Origin of the sequence: Pseudomonas sp. S07E 245 (assembly GCF_019599025.1) — a bacterium.
Classification (GTDB): Bacteria; Pseudomonadota; Gammaproteobacteria; order Pseudomonadales; family Pseudomonadaceae; genus Aquipseudomonas; species Aquipseudomonas shirazensis.
Genome location: NZ_CP080625.1, coordinates 960,697 through 986,969 on the forward strand (window position 1 = coordinate 960,697; position 26,273 = coordinate 986,969).

The 26,273-nt window shown below is 63.4% G+C and carries 10 protein-coding genes and 1 pseudogene; 4 read left to right on the top strand and 7 right to left on the bottom strand.

Annotated features, from left to right (window positions below; all coding sequences use genetic code 11):
• The first annotated feature begins 3 nt into the window (after window positions 1-3).
• Together K3F44_RS04350 and K3F44_RS04355 are read left to right on the top strand one after the other, a co-directional pair.
• The gene (locus tag K3F44_RS04350) at window positions 4-3,084 is read left to right on the top strand and encodes an amino acid adenylation domain-containing protein (protein WP_220633392.1); all 3,081 of its coding nucleotides are present in this window, start codon (window positions 4-6) and stop codon (window positions 3,082-3,084) included.
• Window positions 3,081-13,550 carry a non-ribosomal peptide synthetase gene (locus K3F44_RS04355; protein WP_220633393.1) on the top strand — a complete coding sequence of 3,490 codons (10,470 nt, stop codon included), beginning with the start codon at window positions 3,081-3,083 and terminating at the stop codon, window positions 13,548-13,550. Before K3F44_RS04350 ends, K3F44_RS04355 begins: the two co-directional genes overlap by 4 nt.
• A gap of 200 nt (window positions 13,551-13,750) precedes the next feature.
• Here the strand turns inward: K3F44_RS04355 and K3F44_RS04360 are convergent, their stop codons facing one another.
• The 7 genes from K3F44_RS04360 to pvdM form a co-directional block, all read right to left on the bottom strand.
• On the bottom strand, window positions 13,751-16,066 hold the full coding sequence (locus K3F44_RS04360) for a TonB-dependent siderophore receptor (RefSeq protein ID WP_220633394.1): 2,316 nt from the start codon (window positions 16,064-16,066) through the stop codon (window positions 13,751-13,753).
• Between the two features lie 294 nt (window positions 16,067-16,360).
• Window positions 16,361-18,016, bottom strand: coding sequence for a cyclic peptide export ABC transporter (locus K3F44_RS04365; protein WP_101318516.1), 1,656 nt, complete (start codon window positions 18,014-18,016; stop codon window positions 16,361-16,363).
• Window positions 18,017-18,213: 197 nt separating this feature from the next.
• Window positions 18,214-19,962, bottom strand: coding sequence for a BCCT family transporter (locus K3F44_RS04370; RefSeq protein ID WP_220633395.1), 1,749 nt, complete (start codon window positions 19,960-19,962; stop codon window positions 18,214-18,216).
• A gap of 330 nt (window positions 19,963-20,292) precedes the next feature.
• On the bottom strand, window positions 20,293-21,309 hold the full coding sequence (locus tag K3F44_RS04375) for a GNAT family N-acetyltransferase (protein ID WP_220633396.1): 1,017 nt from the start codon (window positions 21,307-21,309) through the stop codon (window positions 20,293-20,295).
• Window positions 21,310-21,344: 35 nt separating this feature from the next.
• Window positions 21,345-22,154: a formylglycine-generating enzyme family protein gene (locus K3F44_RS04380; protein WP_224786383.1), complete on the bottom strand. Its 810-nt coding sequence runs from the start codon at window positions 22,152-22,154 to the stop codon at window positions 21,345-21,347.
• 96 nt (window positions 22,155-22,250) lie between these two features.
• A complete protein-coding gene (locus K3F44_RS04385) occupies window positions 22,251-23,531 on the bottom strand; it encodes an aminotransferase class V-fold PLP-dependent enzyme (RefSeq protein ID WP_220633397.1) in 1,281 nt (426 codons plus the stop codon).
• Window positions 23,528-24,901 carry a pyoverdine-tailoring dipeptidase-like protein PvdM gene (gene pvdM, locus K3F44_RS04390; protein ID WP_220633398.1) on the bottom strand — a complete coding sequence of 458 codons (1,374 nt, stop codon included), beginning with the start codon at window positions 24,899-24,901 and terminating at the stop codon, window positions 23,528-23,530. The genes K3F44_RS04385 and pvdM overlap by 4 nt, the downstream gene beginning before the upstream one ends.
• A 286-nt stretch (window positions 24,902-25,187) precedes the next feature.
• Here pvdM and K3F44_RS04395 point away from each other — a divergent pair, with 286 nt between their 5' ends.
• Window positions 25,188-25,751 carry a DUF4174 domain-containing protein gene (locus tag K3F44_RS04395; protein ID WP_101318527.1) on the top strand — a complete coding sequence of 188 codons (564 nt, stop codon included), beginning with the start codon at window positions 25,188-25,190 and terminating at the stop codon, window positions 25,749-25,751.
• A 215-nt stretch (window positions 25,752-25,966) separates the two neighbouring features.
• Window positions 25,967-26,221: pseudogene (locus tag K3F44_RS04400) on the top strand (hypothetical protein); the annotation flags it as partial.
• Between the last annotated feature and the right edge of the window lie 52 nt (window positions 26,222-26,273).

Genomic DNA, 26,273 nt, shown 5'->3' on the forward strand with positions numbered 1-26,273 from the left:
AGCATGACGTACAGCACTCCAGCAGAAATCTTCCAGACCTCCGCCCAGCAAGCCGCACTGCTGCGCGCCGAACGCAATGCCGGGCGCCCGCTGCTGGCCACCCTGCAGCTGCCTGCCAGCGTTGTCGGTGACGACGCGCAGTGGCACGCCGCGCTGCTGCAACTGGCCGAGCGCCACGAAATCCTGCGCACTCGCTACACCCAGGTGCCTGGCCTGCAGTTGCCCGCCCAGGCGATCAGCGCGCAGGCCGAGGTACGCCTGATGCACGCGGCTGACCTTGAGCACGCCCGCGAGCTGGCTCGCGCAGCGTTGGCAGAGACGCCGCTGGTGGCAGTGCGTTGGGCTGAGCAAGTGCTGCTCGCCGCGCCGCTGGCCAGCCTTGACCGGACCAGCCTGCGCCTGTTGGCTGATGAACTGGCGGCGCTTGGCCAGGGCCAGACATTGCCTGAATTCGATGCCTTGCAATATGCCGACTACGCCGCTTGGCAGGAGGAGCTTGCCGAGCAGCAACTGGGCCAAGAGGGCCTGGCCCATTGGCGCGGTCTGCTGGCGCAATTTACTCATGCCCCGCAGCTGCCATTCGAGCGTCGGGTTGGCCTGGGCGGCGAGCGGGAGTCGAGCCGTCTGGAGTTGCCATTGGCGACCGTGGCTGGCTTGGCGGCGCAGCTTGGGCTGCCGGCGCAGGTAGCGCTTGGCGGGCTATGGACAGGTTTTCTGGGCGGCCTGCTGGGCGAGCAACGAGTTTTGCTGAGCCTGCTGGTGGACGGTCGCAACGAACAATTGCTCGCCACCTTGGGCCACTTCGCTCGGCGTCTGCCGGTTGCCGCAGAGGTGCCGGCGCAGCAGTCTGTGCGTGAGCACCTGCAGGGCTTTGCCCAGCAGTTGGCGCAGAGCCGCTCCTGGCTTGAATGCTTCAATGAAGTGGAGCTGTTCGAGAGCAATCTGGACCAGCCCGGCCCGTTGCTGCTTGGCGCTGACATCGAGCTGGAGACTGAGCACGATCTGGTGCTGGCGCAAGATCCCGCTCAAGCCGAAAAACTCCACCTGCAGGCGCGCCGCTGCGGTCAGCAACTGATTCTGCAACTACTGGCCCCGATCGGCCTGCTCGCACCGGGCTTGCTGGATGCCTGGCTGGCCCAGTTTGCTGTGTTCATCGCCGGGGCTGCGGCCGCGCCTGAGCACCCCGTCAGCGACATCGCCACGCTCGATGCCGGCCAGTCGCAGCAGGTGCTGGCGGCGCTGGACCATAGTGCCAGCCTGCAGACGGCGCAGGCGCAACTGCTGCACCAACTGTTTGAACGCCGCGCCGCGCTGCATCCGCAGCACATCGCCTTGCAGGTTGAAGGCCGCCAGCTGAGCTACGCCGAACTCGACCGCCAGGCCAACCGCCTGGCGCGGCGCCTGCAAGCCGAAGGTGTCGGCCGTGATGCCCTGGTGGGCGTCTACGGCGGCCGCTCAGTGGAAATCGTGGTGACCCTGCTGGCCATTCTCAAAGCTGGCGGCGCCTATCTGCCGCTGGATCCGTCCTATCCGCACGAACGGCTGAGCTTCATGCTTGAAGACGCTGGCGTCCGCTGCCTGGTGCGCTTGCAGGCGCTGCCTGAAGCACTGACGCTGCCCGCTGCAACCGTGCAGCTGGAAGTGACCGCGCAGACGTTGGAGGAGGGCGACGCCAGCCCGCTGCCGGCCAGCACTCACAGCGACGATCTGGCCTATGTGATCTACACCTCCGGCTCCACCGGCCTGCCCAAAGGCGTGATGATCAGCCATGCCAACGCCTGTGCCTCGACCCAGGCGCGGTTGCAGTTCTACCGCGAACCGATCCAACGCTTCCTGATGCTGTCGTCGTTCTCGTTCGACAGCTCGGTGGCCGGCATTTTCTGGACCCTCGCTCAAGGCGGCAGCTTGTGCCTGCCGGCCGAGCAGGCACACAAAGACCCGTTGCAGATCGCCCAGCAGGTTGCCGACCAGCAAATTTCGCACTTCCTCGCGCTGCCATCGTTCTATGCGCAGATCCTCGAAGCACTGCCAACTGACGCCGGCCTGGCCTGCGTGATCGTGGCCGGCGAGGCCTGCCCGGTCGAGCTCAGCGAACGCCACCAGCAACGCTTGCCGCAGACACTCTTGGTCAACGAGTACGGGCCGTCCGAGAGCGCCGTCTGGTGCACTGCCCAGGCAGTTGCCGAGCCCGTGCTGGCCGAGCGCGTGGCGATCGGCACGGCGATTGCCGGCACCCGCTTGCAGGTGCTCGACGAGCAGGGCGAACTGGTCGGCTTCGGTCGCCCGGGTGAGCTGTATATCGCCGGCGCCGGCCTGGCCCGCGGCTACCTGGCAAGGCCGAGCCTGACCGCCAGCCGCTTCTTGCCGGACCCGCACGGGGCAGTACCCGGGGCGCGCCTGTACCGCACCGGCGACCGCGTGGCCTGCCGCCCGGACGGCGTGCTCGACTACCTTGGACGCCTCGATTTCCAGCTGAAGATTCGCGGCTTTCGTATTGAGCTGGGCGAGATCGAAGCGCGTCTCGGCGCTGACAGCCGTGTCCGCGAAGCGGCGGTGGTTGCCCGCGATACCGCAGCCGGCAAGCAGTTGGCCGCCTATGTGGTATTGCACGCCGACGCGCCTGCCGATGCCAGTGAAGCGGCGCTGCTGGAGCTGCTGCGCGAGCAATTGCCCGAGCATATGGTGCCAGCCTTCATCAACGCGCTCGAGCGCATGCCGTTGACCCCCAACGGCAAGCTAGACCGCAACGCGCTGAGTGCCCGCGAGCAACGCGGTCAGGCCTACGTCGCACCGCGCAATGAGCTGGAGCAGACGCTGGCGCGCATCTGGCAGGAGGCGCTGGAGCTGCCGCAAGTCGGTATCCACGACAACTTCTTCGCCCTCGGCGGGCATTCGTTGCTGGCCACGCGGATTCGCTCGCGGGTACACAGCGAGCTCAATATCAACCTGCCGCTGCGCGCATTTTTCGAAGGTGAAACCGTCGAGTTGCTGGCCCAGCAGGTTGAGCTGCACCGCGATAACGAAGTCAACGAAGACAAGCTCGATGCCCTCGAAGCCCTGTTCGCCGAGGCTGAGCAGCAATGAGTCAGCTACCCGATCGGATGTTGGCCCTGGCCAAACGCTTTGCCGGCTTCAGCCCAGCGGAACGCAGCGCCCTGCAGGCGAAGATGATCGCCCAGGGGCTGTCGCTGGATATTCTGCCGATTCCGCCGCGCGAGGCGGGCATCAGCGAGTTGCCGGCCTCGTATGCGCAACAGCGGCTGTGGTTGGTATGGCAACTGGACCCGCAGTCCAGCGCCTATAACCAACCCGCGCAGCTGCGCTTGCGTGGACAGCTGAACAGCACCGCGCTGGAGCAGGCGATCGGGCAGTTGATCGAGCGGCACGAAGTGCTGCGCACCAGCTTCCGCTGGCACGAGCAGCAGGTGTTGCAGGTGATCCACCCGCAGCGTCAGTTTGCCCTGACCCGGCTCGACCTCAGTGCCGCGGGTGAGGGCGCCGAAGCGCTATTGGCCGAACAGATGACGGCGCTGGCCGAGCAGCCCTTCGATCTGGAGCGTGACTTGCTGCTGCGGGCAACGCTGATCAAGCTCGATGCCGAGCAGCATGTGCTGTTGTTCTGCAGCCACCATATTGTCTGCGATGCCTGGTCGTTGCCGATCCTGGTTGGCGAAGTCAGCGAAGGTTATCGCCAGGCCTTGCACGGCCAGCGCGCTGCGCTGCCGCCTCTGGCCGTGCACTACGCCGACTACGCCCACTGGCAGCGGCTGTGGCTGGAGGCCGGTGAGGGCGAGCGGCAGCTGGCCTACTGGCGCGAGCGACTCGGTAGCGAGCACGTGCAGCTGGCTTTGCCACTGGACCGGCCACGCACGGCCAGCCGCAGCAACCGCGGTGCGCGCCATGAAATCGAATTCGATGCAGCCCTTGGCGCGCGCCTGCGCGCTATGTCGGCGGCGACCGGCAGCACGCTGTTCATGCTGCTGCTGGCCAGCTTCCAGGCCGTACTGCACCGTTACAGTGGCGCCGCTCAAGTCCGCGTCGGCACGCCCGTGGCCAACCGTACTCGCGCTGAAGTCGAGGGGTTGATCGGCTTTTTCGTCAACACGCAGGTGTTACAGGCTGATATCACGCCCCAGCAGACTTTTGCCGCGCTGCTGGCCCAGGTCAAAAGCCGGGTCCTCGAGGCCCAGGCGCATCAGGACACGCCGTTCGAACAACTGGTCGATGCCCTGCAACCCGAGCGCAATCTGGACAGTAGCCCGCTGTTTCAAGTGCTCTACAACCATCTGGTCGACGCAGCCGACGCCGGCCGCCTGGAATTGCCGGGCTTGACCGTCGAGGTGCAGGGCAGCGGGCATGAAGCGGTGCGCTTCGACCTGACCCTGAGCACCCGCGAAGCCGATGGCCGCTTGTATGCAGCCTTGGTGTACGCCACTGATCTGTTCGACGCCAGCACCATTGCCCGCCTAGCCGAACACTGGCGCAATCTGCTCGCTGATGCACTGCGCGATCCGCAGCAGGCGATTGGCGACCTAGCGCTGTACAGCCCTGCAGAACAACAGCAGTTAGCGCAATGGGCCGAAGGCGGCACGTTGCAGCAGCGCGCCCTCGATGTACCAGCGCGGATCAGTGCCCATGCGCAAACCACACCTGAGGCCATCGCTGTGGTGCAAGGCGCACGGCGCCTCAGCTATGCCCAGCTCGACGGCCAGGCCGAAGCCTTGGCCGGGCGCTTGCGCGAGCAGGGCGTGGGCGCCGATGTACTGGTCGGTATCGCTGCCGAGCGTTCGCTGGAGATGGTCGTCGGCCTGCTGGCAGTGCTCAAGGCCGGCGGCGCCTATGTGCCGCTGGCGCCCGAGTACCCGCAGCAACGTCTCAACCAGATGATAGCCGACAGCGCCCTCGAGCACCTGCTGGTGCAGGCGCCGCTGGCTGAGCGCTTTGCCGAGCTGACCGGCGTCCACCAGCAACTGCTGCCCGACCCGACCCAGGCGTTGTCCGGCGCAGGCTGGGCGCTGGCGCCGATCAGCGACCCGCAGCAATTGGCCTATGTCATCTTTACTTCCGGCTCCACCGGTCGCGCCAAGGGCGTCACCGTCAGCCACGGCGCGCTGGCCAACTACGTTGCAGCCATCGGCGAACGCCTGCCGATCACTCAGGCGCGGAGCATGGCGCTGGTCTCGACCATGGCCGCTGACCTTGGTCATACCGTGCTGTTTGGCGCGCTGTGCCACGGCCAGGCCTTGCACCTGATCGACAACGACATGGCGGTCGATGGCAGCGCCCTGGGTGCTTATCTGCACAACGAACAGATCGATGTGCTGAAGATCGTGCCGTCGCACTTGGCGGCGCTGCTTGGCGAAGATAACGCCGCAGTCATCCCCCGGCAGTGCCTGGTGCTGGGCGGCGAAGCCTGCCCGCCAAGCCTGTTGCAACGCATCCAGCAGCTGGCCCCGGCCTGCTGCGTGGTCAACCATTACGGCCCGACCGAGACCACGGTCGGCGCCATCACCCAAAGCCTCGATGGCGACTGGGCGCACGCTACACGCCTGCCGCTGGGGCGGCCGCTGGCCAATCTGCGCGCCTATGTGCTCGACAGTGATGCTGGCGCGCTGCCGGTGAACTGTGCCGGTGAGCTGTACCTGGGCGGTGCCGGCGTCGCCCGTGGCTATCACCTGCGTCCGGGCATGACCGCCGAGCGCTTCGTGCCCAACCCGTTCAGCGCCGATGGCGCGCGGCTGTACCGCACCGGTGACCAGGCGCGCTACCGCGCCGATGGCCTTCTGGAGTTCATTGGCCGGGTCGATCACCAGGTCAAGATTCGCGGCTACCGGGTCGAACCTGGCGAGGTGCAGGCCTGCCTGCAGAGCCACCCACAGGTGCGTGAATGCGCCGTGGTTGCTCAGGACGGCCCGACCGGCAAACAGCTGGTGGCTTATCTGGTCGCCGCCGAGGCCGATCTGCCCGGGATCCGTCAGTGGCTGGGCGAGCAGTTGGCAGCGCATCAGGTGCCGAGCCATCTGCTGCTGTTGCCGACGCTGCCGCTGACCGCCAACGGCAAGCTGGATCACAAGGCACTGCCGCAACCCGACGTCAGCAGCCAGGCCGACTATCGCGCTGCCGCCAACGACGTCCAAGGTCAACTGGTAGAAATCTGGCAAGCGCTGCTCGGTGTCGAGCGGGTGGGCATCAGCGACAACTTCTTCGAACTTGGCGGTGACTCGATCATCGCCATCCAGATGGTCGGCAGGGCGCGTCAGGCGGGCATTCATATCGCCTCCAAAGACGTCTTCCGCTGCCAGACCATCCTTGAGCTGGCAGCCGTTGCCAGCTGTATCCAAGTGCTGCAGATCGACCAGGGCCCAGTGCGCGGCGAGATGCCGCTGACGCCGATCCAGCAGGTGTTTTTCGCCAGCGACATCCCGCAGTTGCAGCACTGGAACCAGTCCGTGCTGTTGACGCCACGCAGCCCGCTGCAAGTGGCACTGCTGGCCCAGGCACTGAGCACCCTGCAACAGCACCATGACGCTTTGCGCCTGCGCTATCAGCAGGTTGCCGGGCAATGGCAGGCCAGCCACGTCGACAGCATCGAGGCTTGCCTGTGGCACGAAGCCGTGGCCGACGAAGCCGCTGTGCGCGATCTGGGCCAGCGTGCACAAGCCAGTCTGGATCTGAGCAACGGCCCGGTGCTGCGCGCGGTGCTGATGGACCTTGCCGATGGCAGCCAGCGGCTATTGCTGGTGATCCACCACCTGGTGGTCGATGGCGTGTCCTGGCGGGTGTTGCTGGAAGACTTGCAGCAGCTGTACCGGGATCTGCAACAGGGCACGCTGGCGCGTCTGCCGGCCAAGACCAGCGCGTTCCAGAGCTGGGCCCTGCGCCTGCGCGAGCATGCCCGCGGCCCGCTGACCGAGGCTGAACTGGCCTACTGGCAACGCTTGCGTGACGCTGATGCCAGCCTGCCACTGGACCGCCCACACGGCGCCAACCTGGCCTGCCATGGCCGCGCTATCAACACCCGCCTGCCACGCGAGGCCACCACCCGCCTGCTGCAGGACGCTGCACGAGCCTACCGCACGCAGATCAACGACCTGCTGTTGCTGGCCCTGGCCGAAATGGTCTGCCGCTGGACCGGTCGCCCTGAGGTGCTGGTGCAGTTGGAAGGGCACGGCCGCGAAGAGCTGTTCCCTGAAATCGACCTGTCACGCACGGTTGGCTGGTTCACCAGCCTGTACCCCGTGCGTCTGGCCCCAGCCGACGATATCGCCAGTTCGATCAAGGCAATCAAGGAGCAACTGCGCCAGGTGCCGGGCAATGGTCTGGGCTTCGGTGTGCTGCGTCATCTCGGTGACGATGTCTGCCGCGCCGCGTTGGCGGCAGTGCCGAAACCGGCGATCACCTTCAACTACCTGGGCCAGTTCGACCAGAGCTTCGACGAGCATTCGCTGTTTGCGCCGGCAGCGGAAAACGCCGGGGACGAGCGCGACAGCCGTGCCCCGCTGGGCAATTGGCTGACCCTCAACAGCCAGGTCTACGGCGGCGAGTTGGCGCTGAGCTGGAGCTTCAGCAGCGAGGTGTTCGACGATGCCACGGTGCAGCGGCTGGCCGACGACTATCAGGCGACCCTGCTGGCGCTGATCGAACACTGCTGCCAGCTGGCAAACGGCGGAGTAACGCCGTCCGACTTCCCGCTGGCGGCGCTCGAGCAAACCCAACTGGACGCCTTGCCGGTAGCACCGCGGGCCATCGCCGACCTCTATCCACTGGCGCCGATGCAGCAGGGCATGCTCTTTCACACCCTCTACCAGCAAGCCTCGGACGACTACGTCAATCAGCTGCAGGTGCCGGTGCAAGGCCTCGACGCCGAGCGTTTCGGCAAGGCGTGGGCGGATGCAATTACAGCCCATGACATCCTGCGCACGTCCTTCCACTGGCAGGGCGAGCTGAGTGAGCCGGTGCAGATTGTCCATCGTCAGGTCGAGCTGCCGTTGCAGGTGCTCGATGGCCAAGGCGTGGATCTGGAGGCATTGGCCGCTGCCGAGCGGCTGGCCTGTTCGCGCTTTGATCAGGCGCCATTGCTGCGTCTGCTCCTGCTGGAACTGGGCGGCGACAAGCAGCACCTGATCTACACCAACCATCACATCCTGATGGACGGCTGGAGCAGTTCGCAGCTGATGAGCGAAGTGATGCAGCGCTATCACGGCCTGCAGCCGGCTCGTCAGCCTGGTCGTTATCGCGACTACATCGGCTGGCTGCAGCGCCAGGACAGCGCCGCCTGCGAAAGCTTCTGGCGCCAGCGCCTGACGGCCCTGGACGAGCCTACCCGGTTGGCCGGTAGCCTGGACCGGGGCACGGGTGCGAGGGGCCATGGCGAGTTTCACCATGACTGGGACGAAGCCAACAGCCAGCACCTGCAGGCGTTTGCCCGGCAACAGAAAGTCACCGTCAACACCCTGGTGCAAGCGGCCTGGCTGCTGCTGTTGCAGCGCTATACCGGCCAAGCCAGCGTGGCCTTTGGCGCCACGGTGGCCGGGCGGCCGGCAGAGCTGCCGGGGATCGAGCAACAGGTCGGGCTGTTCATCAACACCTTGCCGGTCATTGCCACCCCGCAGGCAGGCCAGCGCGTCGGCGACTGGCTGCACAGCGTCCAGGCCGAAAACCTCGCCCTGCGTGAGTTCGAGCACACGCCGCTTAACGATATCCAGCGCTGGGCCGGCACCGGCGGCGAGGCACTGTTCGACAGCCTGCTGGTGTTCGACAACTATCCCGTGGCCGAGGCACTGGGCCAACAAGCCGAGAGCAGCGTGCGCTTTGGCGACGTCGCCAGCCGCGAACGGACCAACTATCCGCTGGCCGTGGCAGTTGCAGCCGAACGCCGCCTGAGTATCAGCTACGGCTACGACCGCGCAGCGTTTACCCGCGTCACCATCGAGCGTCTCAATGGCCATCTGTTGCAGTTGTTGGCCGCCTTCATGGTCGACGCCGAGCGCCCCTTGGCCAGCATCGAACTGCTGACCGAAGCGGAGCGCGCTGCGCTGTGCCACGACTGGCCACGCTTCGCCGAACCGCCGGTACACCTGGGTATCGGCGCCATGGCCGGCGCCTGGCCAGAGCGTCAGGCACTGATCTTCAATGGCCAGCGTTTCAGCTATGGCGAGCTCGACCAGCGTGCCAACCGTTTGGCCCATGAGCTGATCGCCCGCGGCGTCGGCCAGGAGCTGCGGGTGGGCGTGGCGTTGCCGCGCAGTGACGGCTTGCTGGTGGCCCTGCTCGCCGTGCTCAAGGCCGGTGGCGCCTACGTGCCGCTGGACCTCAGCTATCCGCGAGAGCGTCTGGCGTACTTGATGGAAGATTCCGCCATCAGCCTGCTGCTGACCGAGGCGCCACAGCGCGCGCAACTGCCGATCCCGCCGGGGCTGGCGGTGCTCGAGCTGAACAGCCTTGACCTCAGCCAGCACGCGAGCAGCGCACCTGCCGTCGAGGTTGCGCCCGAAAGCCTGGCCTACATCATCTACACCTCAGGCTCCACCGGCCGCCCCAAAGGCGTCGCTGTCGCCCACGGGCCGCTGGCGATGCACTGCCGCAGCACCGGCGAGGCCTATCGCATGACGCCGGCCGATTGCGAGCTGCACTTCCTCTCGTTCGCCTTCGACGGCGCTCATGAACGCTGGCTGACCGGCTTGCTGCATGGCAGCAGCATCCTCTTGCGCGACGACAGCCTGTGGACCCCGGAGCAGACCTGCGAGGCGCTGCGCGAGTACGGCGCGACCATGGCCGGGTTCCCGCCGGCCTATCTGCACCAGCTTGCCGAGCACGTGCAGCGGGTCGGCAATCCACCGCCGATGCGCCTGTACAGCTTTGGTGGCGATGCCATGCCGCAGGCCAGCTTCGAGCTGGTGCAGCAGGTGCTCAAACCGAAGATGATGATCAACGGCTATGGCCCGACCGAAACCGTGGTCACGCCGATGGTCTGGCGCACTGATTTGAATGACGTCTGCAGCGCGGCCTATGCACCGATTGGCAGTTGCGTGGGCGAGCGCAGCGCGTACGTGCTCGACGCCGACCTCAACCTGTTGCCGGTCGGTGTGGCGGGTGAGTTGTATATCGGCGGCACCGGGCTTGCTCGCGGCTACCTCAACCGCCCTGGACAAAGTGCCGAGCGCTTCGTGCCCGATCCTTACGGCGAAGCCGGTGCACGGTTGTACCGCACCGGCGATGTGGTACGCCAGGACGAGGCGGGGGTATTCGAGTACCTCGGCCGCATCGACAACCAGGTCAAGATTCGTGGCTTCCGTATCGAGCTAGGCGAGATCGAAGCGCGCCTGATGGGCTTTGCCGCCATCAGCGAAGCCGTGGTGCTGGCGCAGGAAACTGCACAAGGGCGCAGGCTGGTGGCTTATCTGGTGGCCGCCGCTGGCCAACGCCAGGCGCATACCGATGCAGCCTTGCTCGAGCCGATCAAGGCCGAACTCAAGGCCGCGTTGCCCGATTACATGCTGCCCGCGCATTGGCTGCTGCTCGAGCAACTGCCGCTGACACCCAATGGCAAGCTCGACCGCAAGGCCTTGCCGCTGCCGACGGTTGACCACGCTGCGCGCAGCTACGTGGCACCGCGCAATGACGTCGAAAGCACGCTGGCTGCGTTGTGGCAGGAGGTGCTCAAGGTCGAGCAGGTTGGCGTCACCGACAACTTCTTCGAACTCGGTGGCGACTCGATCATCTCGCTGCAGCTGGTTGGCCGTGCGCGGCAGGCGTCGATTCGCTTTACGCCTAAGGACCTGTTCGAGCAGCAAACCATTCAGGCGCTGGCTGCCGTCGCTGAAGTGGGTGAGGGCGAGCAGATCGACCAAGGCCCGGTAACCGGTGCGCAGGTACTGCTGCCGGTGCAGCAGTGGTTCTTCGAGGAGCCGATCCCGAGCCGGCATCACTGGAACCAGTCGGTACTGCTCAAAGGCCGTGAGCCATTGCAGGCCGCCACGCTGGAGCAGGCGCTGCAGGCCTTGGTCGCACAACACGATGCGTTGCGCCTGGCGTTTGTCGAGCAAGCCGATGGCTGGCAGGCGCACTACCGTGACGTAGACGTCGCTCAGAGCCTGCTGTGGCAGGTTGAGGTGGCCGATACCGCTGAACTGCAAGCACGCTGCGAAGCTGCCCAGCGCAGTTTTGATCTGGCTGCCGGGCCGTTGTTGCGGGCAGTGCTGGCGACCTTGGCTGATGGCAGCCAGCGCTTGTTGCTGGTGGTGCATCACCTGGTGGTCGACGGCGTGTCCTGGCGGGTGCTGTTCGAAGACCTGCAACGGGCCTATCAGCAAGCGCTGCAAAACCAGCCAGTGCACCTGCCGGCAAAATCCAGCGCCTATCAACGCTGGGCCGAGCGCTTGCAGACTCATGCGCAGCGCGCCGCCGCGCCAGCCGAACTGGATTACTGGTGCAGCCAGCTCAGCGGCGCGGTTACCGGTCTGCCCGGTGTTGCAGCCAACGCGATCGCCAGCGGCCTCGATGCCACCAGCGTGCACGCCCAGCTCGACACCGAACAGACCCGTCGCCTGTTGCAGGCAGCGCCGGCAGCCTATCGGACGCAGGTCAATGACCTGCTGCTCACCGCGCTCGCCCAGGTGGTGGGCCAGTGGACCGGCGCCGGCTCGACCTTGATCCAGCTCGAAGGCCATGGCCGCGAGGCGCTGTTTGACGACATCGACCTCAGCCGCACAGTCGGCTGGTTCACCTCGGTGTTTCCGCTGAAGCTGACACCGGCTAACGATCCTGCAAGCTCTATCAAAGCCATCAAAGAACAACTGCGCGCCATCCCCGACAAAGGTTTGGGCTACGGCGTGCTGCGTTACCTCGGTTCGGCGGACACTCGTCGGCAACTGGCTGCGCTGCCGGTACCGCGCATCACCTTCAACTACCTCGGCCAGTTCGACGGCAGCTTCAGCCAGGATGATGCCTTGTTCAGCCCGGCCAGCGAAGCCCATGGCAGCGATTCCAGCGCTGAGGCGCCGCTGGGCAATTGGCTGTCGATCAGTGGCAAGGTGTATGACGGCCATCTACGCCTGGACTGGAGTTTCAGCCAGGCGATGTTCGACCCTGCGCCGATGCAGGCGTTGGCGGATGCCTATGTGCAGGCGCTGGCCGAGCTGATCGAACATTGCTGCGACGAGCGCCACGCCGGCGTCACCCCATCCGACTTCCCTTTGGCCGGTCTTGCGCAGCCCCAGCTGGACGCACTTGGCGTCGCGCCTGCGGCCATCGAAGACATCTATCCGCTGGCACCGATGCAACAGTACCTGTTGCAACATGAGCTGCATGACGCGGTGGCGGGCGACTTCGTCAACCAGATGTGCATGGACCTCGATGGCGTCGACCCGGAGCGGCTGCGCCAGGCCTGGCAGGCGGCGATGGATCATCATCCGATCCTGCGTACCCGATTTGCCTGGGCGGCGCCGTTGGCTGCTCCGGTGCAGGTGGTGCATCGCCAGGTGCGGTTGCCGTTGCGGCAGGTGGATGGTTGCGAACTGAGCACTGCTCAGCTTGAACAGCTGGCCAATGATGAGCGCCTGCGTGGGTTTGAACTGGATGCTGAGCCGTTGTTGCGGTTGGTGTTGATTCACCGCGGTGGCGCGCGCTATCGGTTGCTGTGTACCAATCACCATATTCTGCTGGATGGCTGGAGTGGTTTTCAGCTGTTCAACGATGTCCTGGCTGCCTACACCGGGCAGGCGCTGGTGCGCAGTGGTGGTGGCTATCGCGATTACATTGCCTGGCTGCAAAGCCGTGACCGTTCTGCCGATCAGCACTTCTGGCAAGGCCAACTGGCCTCGTTGCACACGCCGACCTTGCTGCAGCGCTGCGCGATCGGTCGCACTGCGGCAGCGGGAGGAGGGCATGGCGAGTTGGCCTACCGCTTTGACGCACTGCAGACCGAGCAGGTTGCCAGTTTTGCCCGCCGGCAGAAAATCACCGTCAACACGCTGATGCAGGCCGCCTGGTTGTTGCTGCTGCACCATCACACGGGTGAATCGACAGTCGCCTGCGGCGTGACCTTGTCTGGACGACCGCCGCACTTGCGCGATATCGAGCGGCAGCTGGGCCTGTATATCAACGATGTGCCACTGGTGGCCGAAATAGATCGTCTACAAGGGCTGGGCGACTGGCTGCAGGATTTGCAGACGCGCAACCTGCGAGTGCGCGAGCATGGCTACAACGCGCCAGGTGAGATCGAAGGCTGGGCAGGCCTTGGTGGTGCGCTGACCGACAGCGTGATTGTCTTCGAGAACTATCCGGTCAGCGCCGCACAAGCGAGCGGTGACAGCCGCGGCTTGCGCTTGCAGGCCATGAACAGTGTCGAACAGGCCAATACCCCGCTAACGCTGTATGTGGAGCTGAAAGGCCAATTGCAGCTGCGCTTTGACTACCGACTCGATGCATTCGCTGAGGATGCGGTGGGTCTGCTGAACGAGCAATTGGTGCAGGTGCTGTGGCAGTTGGTGGATGGGCGAGTTGATCGCAATCTGGGGGAGGTGTTGGGCAAACGACCGTTGGCGGCGTGATGGCTTGTCGTGAAGGGTGGAAAAAGGGGCACCGAAAGGTGCCTCTTTTTTTTTGCGATGACTTATGGGCGGCACCCGTTAGCAGTAGGCTCGCTGGCTTAGCCGTGCATGCATCTCGCTGCCCTGCAAAATGCAGGGCAACAAAAAGCCCCCGCCGGAATCCCGGTGGGGGCTTTGAACTCGCGAGACTGCGAGTCAGATCAGAAGCTGTATTTCACATTGAACATCACGTTGCGTGGTGCCCCCCAGTACACGGAGTCATAGTTGCCCAGGCCACTGTAGTAGTGCTTGTCGAAAAGGTTGTTCACGTTAACCGTGCCTTTGAGGTCGCGTGTGAAGTCATAACCCGCATTGAGACCGACCAGCGTAAAGGCCTTCTGCTTGAATTTGGCGTTCGGGTCATCGGTGGTGTACCACTCACCCGGTTGATAGAACGTCTCGCTCTGCCATTTGAGATTGCCGCCTACCGTGACCTTGCTCCAGTCGCCCGGCAGCCTGTAGTTGGTCGCGAGTTTCAGCAGATGCTGCGGTTGGTTGGTCGCCACGCGCTCGTCGTCGCTATCATGCGACTCCGCGAAGGTGTAACCACCCATCACATTCAAGTCCTTGAGGACCTCGCCCGAGACCTCCAGCTCGACGCCGCGTGTTTTTACACCTTCTCTGGCTTCGTAGATGGACCGAAAGTTTTGCGCGTCGTAACCGACTTCTACTGCGAAGTTGTCCTGAGACAGCTGGAACACTGCCAGGCTGGCGTTGACCCGATCCTCAAGGTAAGCGCCCTTGATACCAATCTCGTAGCTCTTGCCCGTCATCGGATCAAGCGGTTTGCCCGTCGCATCGCGGTTGTATGCCTGAGGCTTGAAAACGTCGGTGTAGCTGAAGTAGACAGTGTGGTACTGATCCAGATCGTAGGTGACGCCGGCATAAGGTACGACCTCGCCAGACACCTTAGAGTCTGCTGGCAGCTTGCGATTCACGGCGTTGATCGTATCGATTTCCCAGGTGTAGTTGACCACGCGGGCGCCAACGATCAATGACAGTTCGTCAGTCGGCTTGAAGATCGATGCAGCGAAGGCAACGCTCTGGCGTGCCTTGATATCGAAGGTTGACCACCACTGGAAATTGGTCGGGTAGTCTCCGTATCCATCCCATTGGAAGACGTCCTCGACAATCGGGTTGGTTTGGCCGTCCTGGCGAACTGATTGAGATTTGGTTTCAGAATAGTTGTAGCCAACAACTGCCTCGTGGATGCGTCCACCCAGGGTGAACGGGCCTCGTGCATAAAGGTCGAGGCCTTTTTCCTTGCTGGTGGTATTGAACTTCGACGCGGTACCGAATTCCTGGTTAATCGTGCCGTCCGGATTGATGTTGCCGCCGATGAAGCCGTGGGAGATTCTGCCGTCATCGCGGATGCCCTCAGCGCTGACGCCGGACATCAACTCACGCGAGCGATACTGGCGTCCGCTGGCCACACCTTTGAGAATCCAGTCGTTATCGAAGGTATGTGACAGTTCGACAAACGCCCGCTGAGTTTCCTGATTACGCCAGGACCAACGGTCGGCGGCGTTGAAATCGCGATCAAACTTGGCGATGCGACCGTCTTGGTAAAACCCAGGCATCGCGTTGACTGTACTGCCGTTATCGTTGTTTTTCTGAATGTCATAGCCGACCGACAGCATCGTGCTTTCGTTAAGGTCGGCCTCCAACACACCATAGAAAGTGTTTTGCTCGCCGGTCAGGTAGTTCACATAGCTGTGCTGCTTCTGGGTACCCACCACGGTGCGACCGCGAATGTTACCGCTGTCGGTAAGAGGGCCGGACAAGTCGATGTCGGCGGTGTACTTGTCCCAAGAACCGGCACCCAGGCCGACCTTGCCCTGAAACTTGTCGGTCGGGCGTTTGCGCACTAGATTGACAACGCCCGACGGATAGCCGGTGCCGTTGACCAAGCCGGTTGCGCCCTTGAGCACTTCTACCCTGTCGTAGATCAAGCTGTCGCCGATGCTGTAGTTGTCACGCAGAGAGCCGCCTTCGGAGGAGAGGCTGGGAACGCCGTCGAACTGAAAATTCTCCAGTTTGAAACCGCGCGAATAGAAGCTATAAGCCTCTGAGCTTTCTTGGTCAACAGTAATCCCCGGCGTCTGCTTGAGCACATCGGAAACACTTTGCAGGTTCTGATCATCCATCTGCTGGCGAGTGACCACACTGACCGACTGCGGCGTCTTGCGCAGGCTCAGAGGCAAGCGCGTAGCCGCTGCGGTTTCACCGGTGGTGTACGAACCTGTTCCTTCGGTGGTGATCCCTAACGCCGCCCCGGAAATGTTCGTTGCACCCAACTGCATGGCCGAATCATCCGCCGCCCGCGGAGCGCCAAGGGTGACGACGTTGCCCTGCACGCTGTAGCTGACGCCAGTGCCCTGCAGCAGTCGCGCCAGTGCTTGCTCAGGCGACAGGCGACCGGCTACTGCTGCGCTGCGGCGGCCTTGCACGGTGTCCTGGCTGAACAGGATCTGCATGTCGGTCTGCTTGCCGAAGCTGAGCAGCGCGCTACTCAGCGGCTGCGCCGGAATGTCGAAAGCCAGGTCCTGCGCCTGAGCAACCGTTGCATAGGGCAGGGCCAGGGCCAGGCCAAGAGCGCTCATGCTCAACGATGGGCGCAAGGCATGGCGCAGAAGCAGTGCTTTTCCTAGTGGGGTGAGGCGGTGTGGTGCTGGCATTGTGTCGGCTCTTATATATGGCGTAAGTGTTAATGCGATTGCGTCTCAACTTACAATGGAACGCATGACCCGCTGAAAACCGGAAAAGTTTTTTCAGGCCGGCTCCAGATCGCTGCGCACCTTGCCCGAATCCATCCGTACCAGCTGGTCGGCTACATCGAAATAACGGTCGTCGTGGGAGATGACAATGATGGTCTTGCCCAGCCGTTTCAGATCGGGCAGCAGCTCGGTGTAGAAGATGCGGCGGAAGGTCGGGTCCTGGTCAGCGGCCCATTCGTCGAATACCAGCACCGGCCGCTCTTCGATCCAGGCATTGACCAGCGCCAGGCGCTTGCGCTGGCCGGTGGAGAGGTCGGTGGTGGTGAACGCGCCGTCGCGGATGCTGACCTTGTGGGCAATTTCCAGACGTTCCAGGTAACGGGCAGCGTCTGCCGGCAGGTCGCCGTCGCCCTGGACCAGGTCGTCGAACAGGTAGTAGTCGGCGAAGATGGTGGTGAACAACTGGCGATAGTCATCGCGGTTTTGTGCCGTTACCGCCTGGCCGTTCAGGCGTATTTCCCCTTGCTGCGGCTCATACAGGCCCAGCAGCAGTTTGATCAGGGTGGTCTTGCCGCAGCCGTTTTCGCCAACGATGAAGACAATGTCGCCCTGGCGGATCTTCAGGTTGACCGGCCCGAGGGCAAACGGCGTAGCGCCGTCAACTACCGGGAAGGCATAGCGCACGTCGCGCAGTTCCAGCTCGTGCACCGCTTGCGCGGGCTTGGCCGGGGCGTCGAGCAGCAGATGTGGCTCCGGCGAGGAGAACGTCTCGGACAGCTCGGCAATGCGCCGGAAGGCAATTTGCGCGCGGCTGACGATCGGCAGGTTGGCAATCAACTGCTCGAGCGGGCCTTTCATGTACAGCAGCACCAACACAAAGCCACTCATCACCGCCTTGTTGCTGTCGGGCCAGTAGGCTTGCATGGCCAGCGCCAGGCCGATCACCACGAAGAACAGCATCGAGCCAAAGGTCTTGGCGACGATGAAGATGTTCACCGACTCGATCTGCTTGCGGCAGATCAGCGAAGCGCTTTCACGGATGCGCTGGGTGAACATGCGCTGGCGGCGCGGGCGGTGAATGCGCAGTTCCTTGGCGCCATCGGCAATCGCGCGGTAGTGCTTTTGCAGGTTGTCTTCTTCATCACGTGCTTCGAGAAAGCCTTTCAGGCCTTTGTTCTGGGCGACGAACTGCGCGGTGCAGCCGATGGCAATGGCCACCAGCATCATCAGGAACATCGGCCACGACAGCATGGCCAGATAGCCCAGGCAGCCGAGGGTGACGGTCAGCGAGATGGCCAGCGGGGCAAACACGAAAGCGAAGTCGCTGATGGTGTCGATGTCGTGAGTGAGCACCGGGATCAGCCGGTGACTGCGAAACCGCTCGATCTGCGCAATCGGTGCGCTGAGGACCTTTTCGCCAAGCTCCAGGCGCAGGCGGCGGATGATGTACTGGCCGACGCGGTTGCTGCTCATGTCCGACAGGATTGAGCAGCACAACGCCAGCAGGCACAGGCCGGCGAAGGCGGCGACGACGTTGCCGGTCAAGCCAGCCTCGCTGTTGAGGGCATTGTTGATGGTGGCCAGCAACACCGTAATCGACAAGCCACCGACCATGCCCAGCACGATGGACACAGTCACGAGGGGCCAGAACGGCTTGAGCAGGCGCAGCAGGTCGGCGAAGGCGCTGCGGCTGCGTGGAGGGCTGATCATGGAAACTCCTGAGTCGAACGGCGAGAAAAAGACAGATAGCCGTGCGCGCAAGGCTGGCGTATCCCTGCAGAGAGGACGAAGCGGGAGGAGGGGGATTTAGCGAGGAGAGAGGGGAGGGTGAGCTGCTCGCGCAAATGGTGGACAGAAATGTCCACCACTCGCAGAGCAGCTCAGGTTGAAGCCAATTCAGATAGCCGTTACGACTCGGTTACGTGCTGTTTTTCACTCGCGTGCTTAGGTGCAGACTTGGTTTCCTGGACGACGATGTAAAACTCCTCGCCATGCTTCACCGCGCCGTACAGTACTGCCTTTTCGATCAGTTCGCTGGCACGCACGTGACGCAGCATCATCGGATCCCTGCGCAGATCGCGATACAGCGCCACGCACAGCAATACCATCACGATCACAAAGGGCAGGGCCACGACGATAGTCAGGTTCTGCAGACCGGTAAGGGCCGCGCCGGGATTCGCCGGGTCGCCAATTGCGAGCATGATCGCCGCAACGGTGCCGGTCAGGCCGCCCCAGAAAATCACCGTGGACCGCGACGGTGTCGTCGTCCCGCGCTCCGACAGCGTGCCCATCACCAGCGAAGCAGCGTCCGCCCCGGACACGAAGAAAATCGCCACCAGCACCATGACCAACACCGACGTCAGGCTTGCCAGCGGGTATCCGTCCAGAAGCTGGTAAAGCGCGGTATTGCTGTTGACCACGCCGTCCACCAGCAGCAGGCTGCCCTCACGCACTGCATCGATGCTTGCACCGCCGAACAAGGTGAACCAGATCAGGCTGACCAGGCTTGGCACCAGCAGCACGCCGCTGACGAACTGGCGGATGGTCCGGCCGCGACTGATGCGGGCGATGAACATGCCGACAAAAGGCGTCCAGGAAATCCACCATGCCCAGTAGAACACGGTCCAGCTGGACAGCCAGCTGTCCATCTGCGGGCCGCCACTGGCGCTGGTACGCGCCATCATTTCCGGTAGCAACTTGATGTAGACACCGATAGAGGTCGGCAGCAGGTTCAACATCAATAACGTCGGGCCGACCAGGAATACGAACACGGCCAAGGCAAGGGCCAGGATCATGTTGACGTTTGACAGCCACTTGATCCCTTTGCCAATCCCGGACACCGCAGAGGCAACGAAGGCGATGGTCAGCACGGTCACGATGGCGAGGTAAAAGATTTTGCCAGGGTGTTCGATCCAGCCGTTGTATTCCAGGCCGCCGGCGATCTGCAGCGCCCCAAGCCCCAGTGAAGCGGCAGAGCCAAACAAGGTGGCAAAAATGGCCATCATGTCGATTACCCGCCCCAGCGGCCCGTTGGCATGCTTGCCGATCAGGGGACGAAATGCATTCGAAACCAGCTGCGAGCGGCCACGCCGAAACGTACCGTAAGCAATCGCCAGGCCTACAATCGCGTACATCGCCCACGGGTGCAGCGTCCAGTGGAACAGGGTGGTAGCCATCGCCACCTGCATCGCTTCGTTGGACTGGGGGGCCGCTGCGCCGGGAGGTGGCGTCATGTAGTGAGACAGCGGCTCAGCGACGCCGAAAAACATCAGGCCGATGCCCATGCCGGCACTGAACATCATCGCGACCCACGACACTGTGCGAAACTCGGGCACCTCGCCGTCACGCCCGAGTGGGATCCTGCCGTACCGGCTCGCCGCCAGCCAGAGCACGAAAATCACGAACAGCGTAGAGGTCAGCACGAAGAACCAGCCGAAATTGATGATGACCCAGGATTGCGCCGCTGACGCGCTGGCGGCAAGAGTCAACTGGCTGAGGAAGCCCCAGAGGATGAAGGCGATTGCGGTGATGCTGGTAATGCCGAACACGATCCAGTCGATCTTGCCTTCTAGATGCCGATCTTGCCGCGCTTCTTCTGTTTTGGAGGGGTCGGTTACGCCGAGTGCGAGGGTTTCAGCGTTGTTTTCCATTGCCATAAATTAACTACCCACCTTGAAATTTTGCAGGTCTTTGTTCTTGTTTTCTCGGTAACGCTGCAAACAGTCCGACGTCAGTGCGCACTGGAGGCCTGCCGATTATCCATTTCCTGTTCACGCCGCCTGTTCTGAGAGCGTCCATGCGCAATCCTTTTGACGACTTGCGACAACTGCGCAGGGAGAATCTGGTGCAGGGCAACGGCGGGAGAAGGACGGTCAGGCGGGCGCTTGCCCTGAGCAGATGCGGGGGATTCAACGGGGAAGGTGGCGGGCAGCCGGTTGCTTAGCGGGTTCGGCCTGATGGCAGGCCAAACCCTTTAACGACGCAGATCAGAGGCTGCGTTCGAAGAAGTATTCGCGCTCAAGACGCAGCAAGGCGGCCTTCTTGTGCACGAACTGGATGTCTTTCAAGTGGCCGAAGCCCTGCGACTTGAGAAATTCGATCTGGCGCGTGTGATCGATGCGCGGCTCGCCAAGAATGCGCTGAGTACGCGGGTCATCCAGGTACATGTAATGCATCAGCGAGTTGAACCAGGCCTTGAGCTTGCCCACCCCCTGGTGCTTGCTCTCACCGACCACCACATGCCAGCCGCGGTCGTAGTCGGCCACGTCATAGAACGGCGCGATGCGGTCTTCCTTGCACCAGTACACCTCGAAGTAGGCGAACGGCTCATCGTCGAAGCAGCCGATCAGCGGATGCACGCGCGGGTCGTCGAGCATCTCGCGCAGGTAGGCGGCGTGCTCTTCGAGGCTGCCGGTCTGCTCCCAGAAGTACGCCACCTGTTCCAGGTTCATCCAGCGGTTGAAGGCTTCGAGGTCGCGGTCGGGGTCGATGGTGCGCAGGCTGAAAGTGCTGTTCAGGCCCGGCAGGTGGCGCCGATAGACTTCGCCGGCAGGGATGGGGGGGCGCTGAGGGTGGCGTTTTTCGCCGCTGAAACAGTAATGCGGGGCCGTGTGCACACTGGCCGGTGCTGTCAGCCATGCCAGCGGGTTCTGCCAGAAGGTGGCGCGTCGGCATTGCAGTTCGAGGCTGCCATCTGCACTGGGCAGCTGCGTGTCGAACACGCCCTGGCGGATTGCCGCAACGGCGAATGCCTGCGGGGCTTTGAGGTTGATGCTGAGCACGGCGGATTTTTTGCGGTAGGCAAAGTGGCTGCCGATCACTGCCAGCAAGGCGGTGGCGGGGTAGTGCGCGGGCAGCGGGCTGTCGATCAGCACGCGCTCGCCGTCGAAACGGTAGCTGAGCGCGGGCAGGTCGCCGACCTGCAGCACGCCCTCGGCGGTGTCGCCGTGAGTGCTGGCGCGGCGGCCATCAGGCAAGGTCAGGCTGAACAGTAGTGCGGGCATGGCAGGGCTCCCTCGGGGCACGGGTGGGGTGGCGGTCACAGTTCGCGGGCAACGCGAAAGCTCAGCCAGTCGCCGCGGTCGGACGGGATGGTGGCGTTGCGGTTGCCGGAGCGGGAGAAGATCGGCGGCTCGATCCAGTCGTTGCCGCGCATCGACAGCACCTTGCAGCCAGGCTCGGTCCAGGCGCTGCCGTCGTTGGGTGCGCCTTCATAGCTGTCGCGGTAGCAGTCAGGGGTGAATTCGGAAACGTTGCCGTGCATGTCATAGACGCCAAAGGCGTTGGGCTTGAAACTGCCGGCCGGGGCGATATTGGCAAAGCCGTCTGCTGGGCCGTAGGTGTTGGCATTGAGGGCGATGCTGTATTCCTTGTCCGGGTCCAGCGGGAACGGGAAGGGTCCTTTGCTGCCGCCGCGGGCGGCGTATTCACGCAGCGCTTCGCTGGGCATGAAGTACTGCTTGCCGGTCTTTTTCGACAGCCATTGGATGTACGCCTGGGCTTCGTTGAAGTCCAGGCACACCGCCGGGTTGCGCGCTTCGTACTTGTAGCGCGGGATGCCGGCGATGCACTGGCGGCCTTCGCGGTCATCACCGCTGGGCATGCGGTAGCCGCTGTCGCGCAGGTACACATCCCACTCACCTTTGAGTACCTGGAAACGGCTGATGGCGATAGGGCGTTTGAAGGTCACCTCATGCTGCGGGCCTTCATCGGGCTGGCGGCCGACTTCACCCTCGGGGGTGCCCATGCTGAAGCTGCCTGCGGGCAGTACCACCAGCTCTGGACAGTCCTTGCAGTCACGGATCACCGTGCCGGGCGCTGCGGCCTGGGCGCCGCTGCTGAGCAGCATGCCGGCGGCGAGCGCCAGGGTCAGTCCGTGCAGGCGGGCGAGGGTTGGGCGCGAGGTGGGTTGGGACATGGCAATTCTCGTTGGCGAATACATGGGTTACACCGTTTTGCGCAGCAGGGCGACAAAGCGCTCGAGCTGGGCTTCGTCGTTGAGCAGGCCCGGCGCGGTGCGGATCACCGGGCCGACATCGCGGTACACCGCATCGACCATGGCTTTGTTTTTCTGCAGGTAGGCGGCGACCTCGTCGCAGTCGCGATCCTTGACCCGGAAGAAGCAGAAACCGGCGGAAAGCGTCGGGCTACGGGGGGTTACCAGCTCGACCCCTCGCACCGTCGACAGTTGCTGTTTGAGGTAGCTGTTGAGTTGATGGATGCGCGCCTGGATGTCGGCCTTGCCCAATTGCAGGTGCAACTTGAAGGCTTCATCCAGCGCCCAGCGGTGCTCGAATGCGTGGTAGCCACCGGGGGTAAAGGTGGTGGCAAAGTCGGTGTCTTCGGAGAAGGTTGGCACCATTGGCGTCAGGTGTTCGACCTTGGCGCTGCGGGCGCAGACGATGCCGGTGCCACGTGGGCCGAACAACCATTTATGCGTGCCGGCGATGAAGAAGTCGCAGTCCATGCTCGGCACGTCGAGGTCTTCCACTCCAAGGCCATGCACGCCGTCGATCACATACAGGATGCGGTCCTGTTCGGCGCGGTCGCGGTTGGCCTCGCGCACCAGCGCGCCGATACGCGCAACCGGCAGTTTGACGCCGCTGCCCGACTGCACCCAGGTCATGCCCAGCACGCGTGTCTGCGGGCGGATGGCCTGGCGGATATTGCCGAGAATTTCATCTTCGCTGACCAGCACCGGGTCTTTGAACAGGGTGATGCGGCGCACCTGGGTGCCTTGCTTGCGGGTGCGCAGGTCGAGGCTGGTCTCGGCTGAATAGTGCTCGTGCACGGTGGTCAGGATCTCTTGATCCGGACGTACCAGGATGCCGCCGTAGACCATCGCCAGGCCTTCGGTGGTGCTGCCGGTGAGGGCGATCTGGGCCGGGCTCACCCTCAGGTATTCAGCGGCGGCGCGGCGGACCTGGCCCTCGCGCTTCCAGGTTTCCTGCAGGTCCCAGTCCATTGCCAGGGCCGGATTGCGGTCGATCTGTGCGCGGTAGCGGGCGATTGCCTCGCGGACTGGGCGCGGCTGCGAGGTGACCAGGAAGTTGGACAGGTGCAGGTAGCTAGGGTCCTGCTCGAACAGCTGCTGCAGGTCACGCCATTTGTCGCCGCTGGCGCTGGTCGCAGGATTTCCAGCAGCCGTGGCGAGCGCGTATTGGCCCAGCGGCAACGTGGCGGCGAGCACCCCGGCCTGCTTGAGAAAGGTCCGCCGCGGGTTCATGGCTGTGCCTCCACGACAGGGCTGGCCGATTGCAGGCTGGCGACCGGTTGCGCCGCTTTTTGAACCTGCGCCCAGACGCGCATGAAGTTGCCGCCCCAGAGCTTGGCGATATCGGCCTCTGAGTAACCGCGGGCGATCAGCTCGGCTGTGACGTTGCGGACCTCGCCGACGTTGTCCCAGCCTTGCACACCGCCGCCTTCATTGAAGTCCGAGCTGATGCCGACGTGATCGATGCCGACCTTGGCCACCGTATAGTCGATGGCCGCGACAAAATCCTGCAACGTGGCCTTGGGCTCGTCTTCGAGAATGCCGTACAGCGCGCCTGCGTACTCGCCGAAGCGCTGCTCGGGCCAGCCGGCAATGATCGGGTCGCCAGGCATCAGGGCCATGGCCAGGTCTTGCAGGGGCGGCAGGTCGAAGCGCTGGCGCAGCGCGTTGAGTTTGTCGCGGGTGCCCTGGGTCAGCGGTTTGAGGTATTGCGAGAACGCTACCACCTGGACCACACCGCCACTGTCCTTGATCAGCTGCAGCTCGCGGTCGCTGAGGTTGCGCGGGATGTCCACCAACGCCCGCGGCGCTGAATGCGACGCTACCAGCGGTGCGCGGCTGAGCTGGGCGACCTGCTCCAGCGCTGGCGTCGACATCTGCGACACATCGATGATCACGCCCAGGTCATTGAGCCGTTGCACGGCCTGCTTGCCAATTGCCGACAGGCCGCCGAGGGCATTTGGGGTGTCGTTGAAAAACGGCATCGGCCGCGATGAGTCGGCCCAGGCATTGTTGCCGATATAGCTGAAGCCGAACATGCGCATGCCGCGCGCAGCCCAGGTGTCGAGCAGATCGATGTCATTACCCAGTGGGTACGCATTGAGCATGCTCAGAAAGATCACGAACTTGCCTTCGCCGTGCAGACGGCGGAAATCGTCGGGGCTGTAGGCGATGGCGACCTGATTGGGAAAGTCGCGGACCAGGCCGGTGATGATCCGGTAGCGCACTTCCTGCTGGTGGCGCGCTTCATCGACAAAAGCGGCGGTTGGCTTGTGCGGCGCGTTGTCGCCGTTCCACATCTCTGGCCAGCCGAACAGGTTCAGCGCGGCACCGGACAGCCGACCGCGGTTGAGCTTGACCAGATCGAACTGGCCCGCGCCGTCTTTATCGAACTCGTTGCCGGCGCTGGCGTAGTCCAGCGGCAGGCTGATATGGCTGTCAAAGGTGAGCATGTATTCATGCAGCGCGTCCGCCTGCTGGGTCACCTCGGCGGGGTAGCCGCGGTTGCTCCAGTGGTCCCAGGCCAGGTAGCCGCCGCCACCCAGCGCCAGCAGCAGGGGCAGGCCCAGGTACAGCGCCTTGTTGCGCAATCGTATGTTCATTGCCATCTCGGATCAGGGTGGTAACCGGGCGTGGCTCAAGCCACACGCTATGAGGGGAAGGACGTGTGGCCACGGGGAAAAATTAATCGCCTGGCGGCAATCGGCTATGCTCAAACAGGGCGTAGGCATTTTCCGTAGGTGCTGTCGTCCTGATCTGCGAAGGTATTGGAAATCGGCAGTTACGCTTGAGCCAAGCGGGTGTTGGATGACTTGGTTTAGGCTCGCCGACAGGATCTTTCTCCCCGATCTGTAGTCTTTGTTTCATCGAGAGAATAAGGAGATGTGCATGCTTGTCCGGTCATTGACCCTCGCCACGTTGCTAGCCGTAGCTGGCCCTTTGCTTGCCGCCGACAGCGATGCGCCGTTGGCAAAGGAGCTGGGCAAGGCCAGGCCGTTGGTGGTGATTGCCCCCAGCCCAGCTGACCCGACCTTGCGTGGCCTTAACGAGGCACTGAATGAATCGGCGACCAAAAAGGCCTTTGAAGAGCGCCAGCTGGTGCTCTACAGCGTTGCTGGCCTAGCGGGTACGCGCGAAGGGAAAAACCTTGAGCAGCAGACCACCATGGCCCTGATTCGTGAACTGAAACTGGGTGCGAGCAAAGGCACCAAGGTCATTCTGGTGGGCAAGGATGGCGAGTTTCATGTGTTGAAGGATGACGACAGCGGCGACAAGCTTGATCCGCAGGTGATCTTCAAGGCGGTGGACGAGTTGCCTGCCAGCGAGAAGGCTGCTGCGGTTGCGGCACCGGTTGCGGCAGCTGCTCCGGAGCCCAAGGGTAAGGAGGCCAAGAACGTCAAGCCGGCCAAGCCGGCCAAGCCAGCGGCGCCACCCAAGCCGCTGGAGGATTGAGCGCAAATAAAGGTATACACGCGGTACCAAGCTGTCTCACCGGACGCCAGCCGGCCGGAAAGGATTGCGTAGCGGTCCACCCGCCCGCGTGTATCACTCTGTATCCACACCTATTCCTGACCTACTCCCATACAAAAGCACCGCAGTGCCGATACATCACCGACACACCACTGCGGCTCAATGGCTCCACTACCAACCGCAAGTGGAGCACCACCATGAAACAGTCGAAAAACACCCTTGGCCTGCTTGGCGCTGCTGTCGTCGGCAGCCTGTTGCTGGGCAATAGCGCCTTTGCCGTCGAACCGATGAGCCAGGGTTATCAACTGGCCGCCGCCAAGACCGACGCGGAAGGAAAATGCGGCGAAGGCAAGTGCGGCGGCAGTGAGAAGGCTGGCAAAGCCGAAGGCAAATGCGGCGGTGAGGCCAAAGCCGGCAAGGCCGAAGGCAAGTGCGGTGAGGGCAAATGCGGTGCCAGCGAGAAACAGGCAGGCAAAGCCAAGTCCTGACCGCCAACGTCCGCAG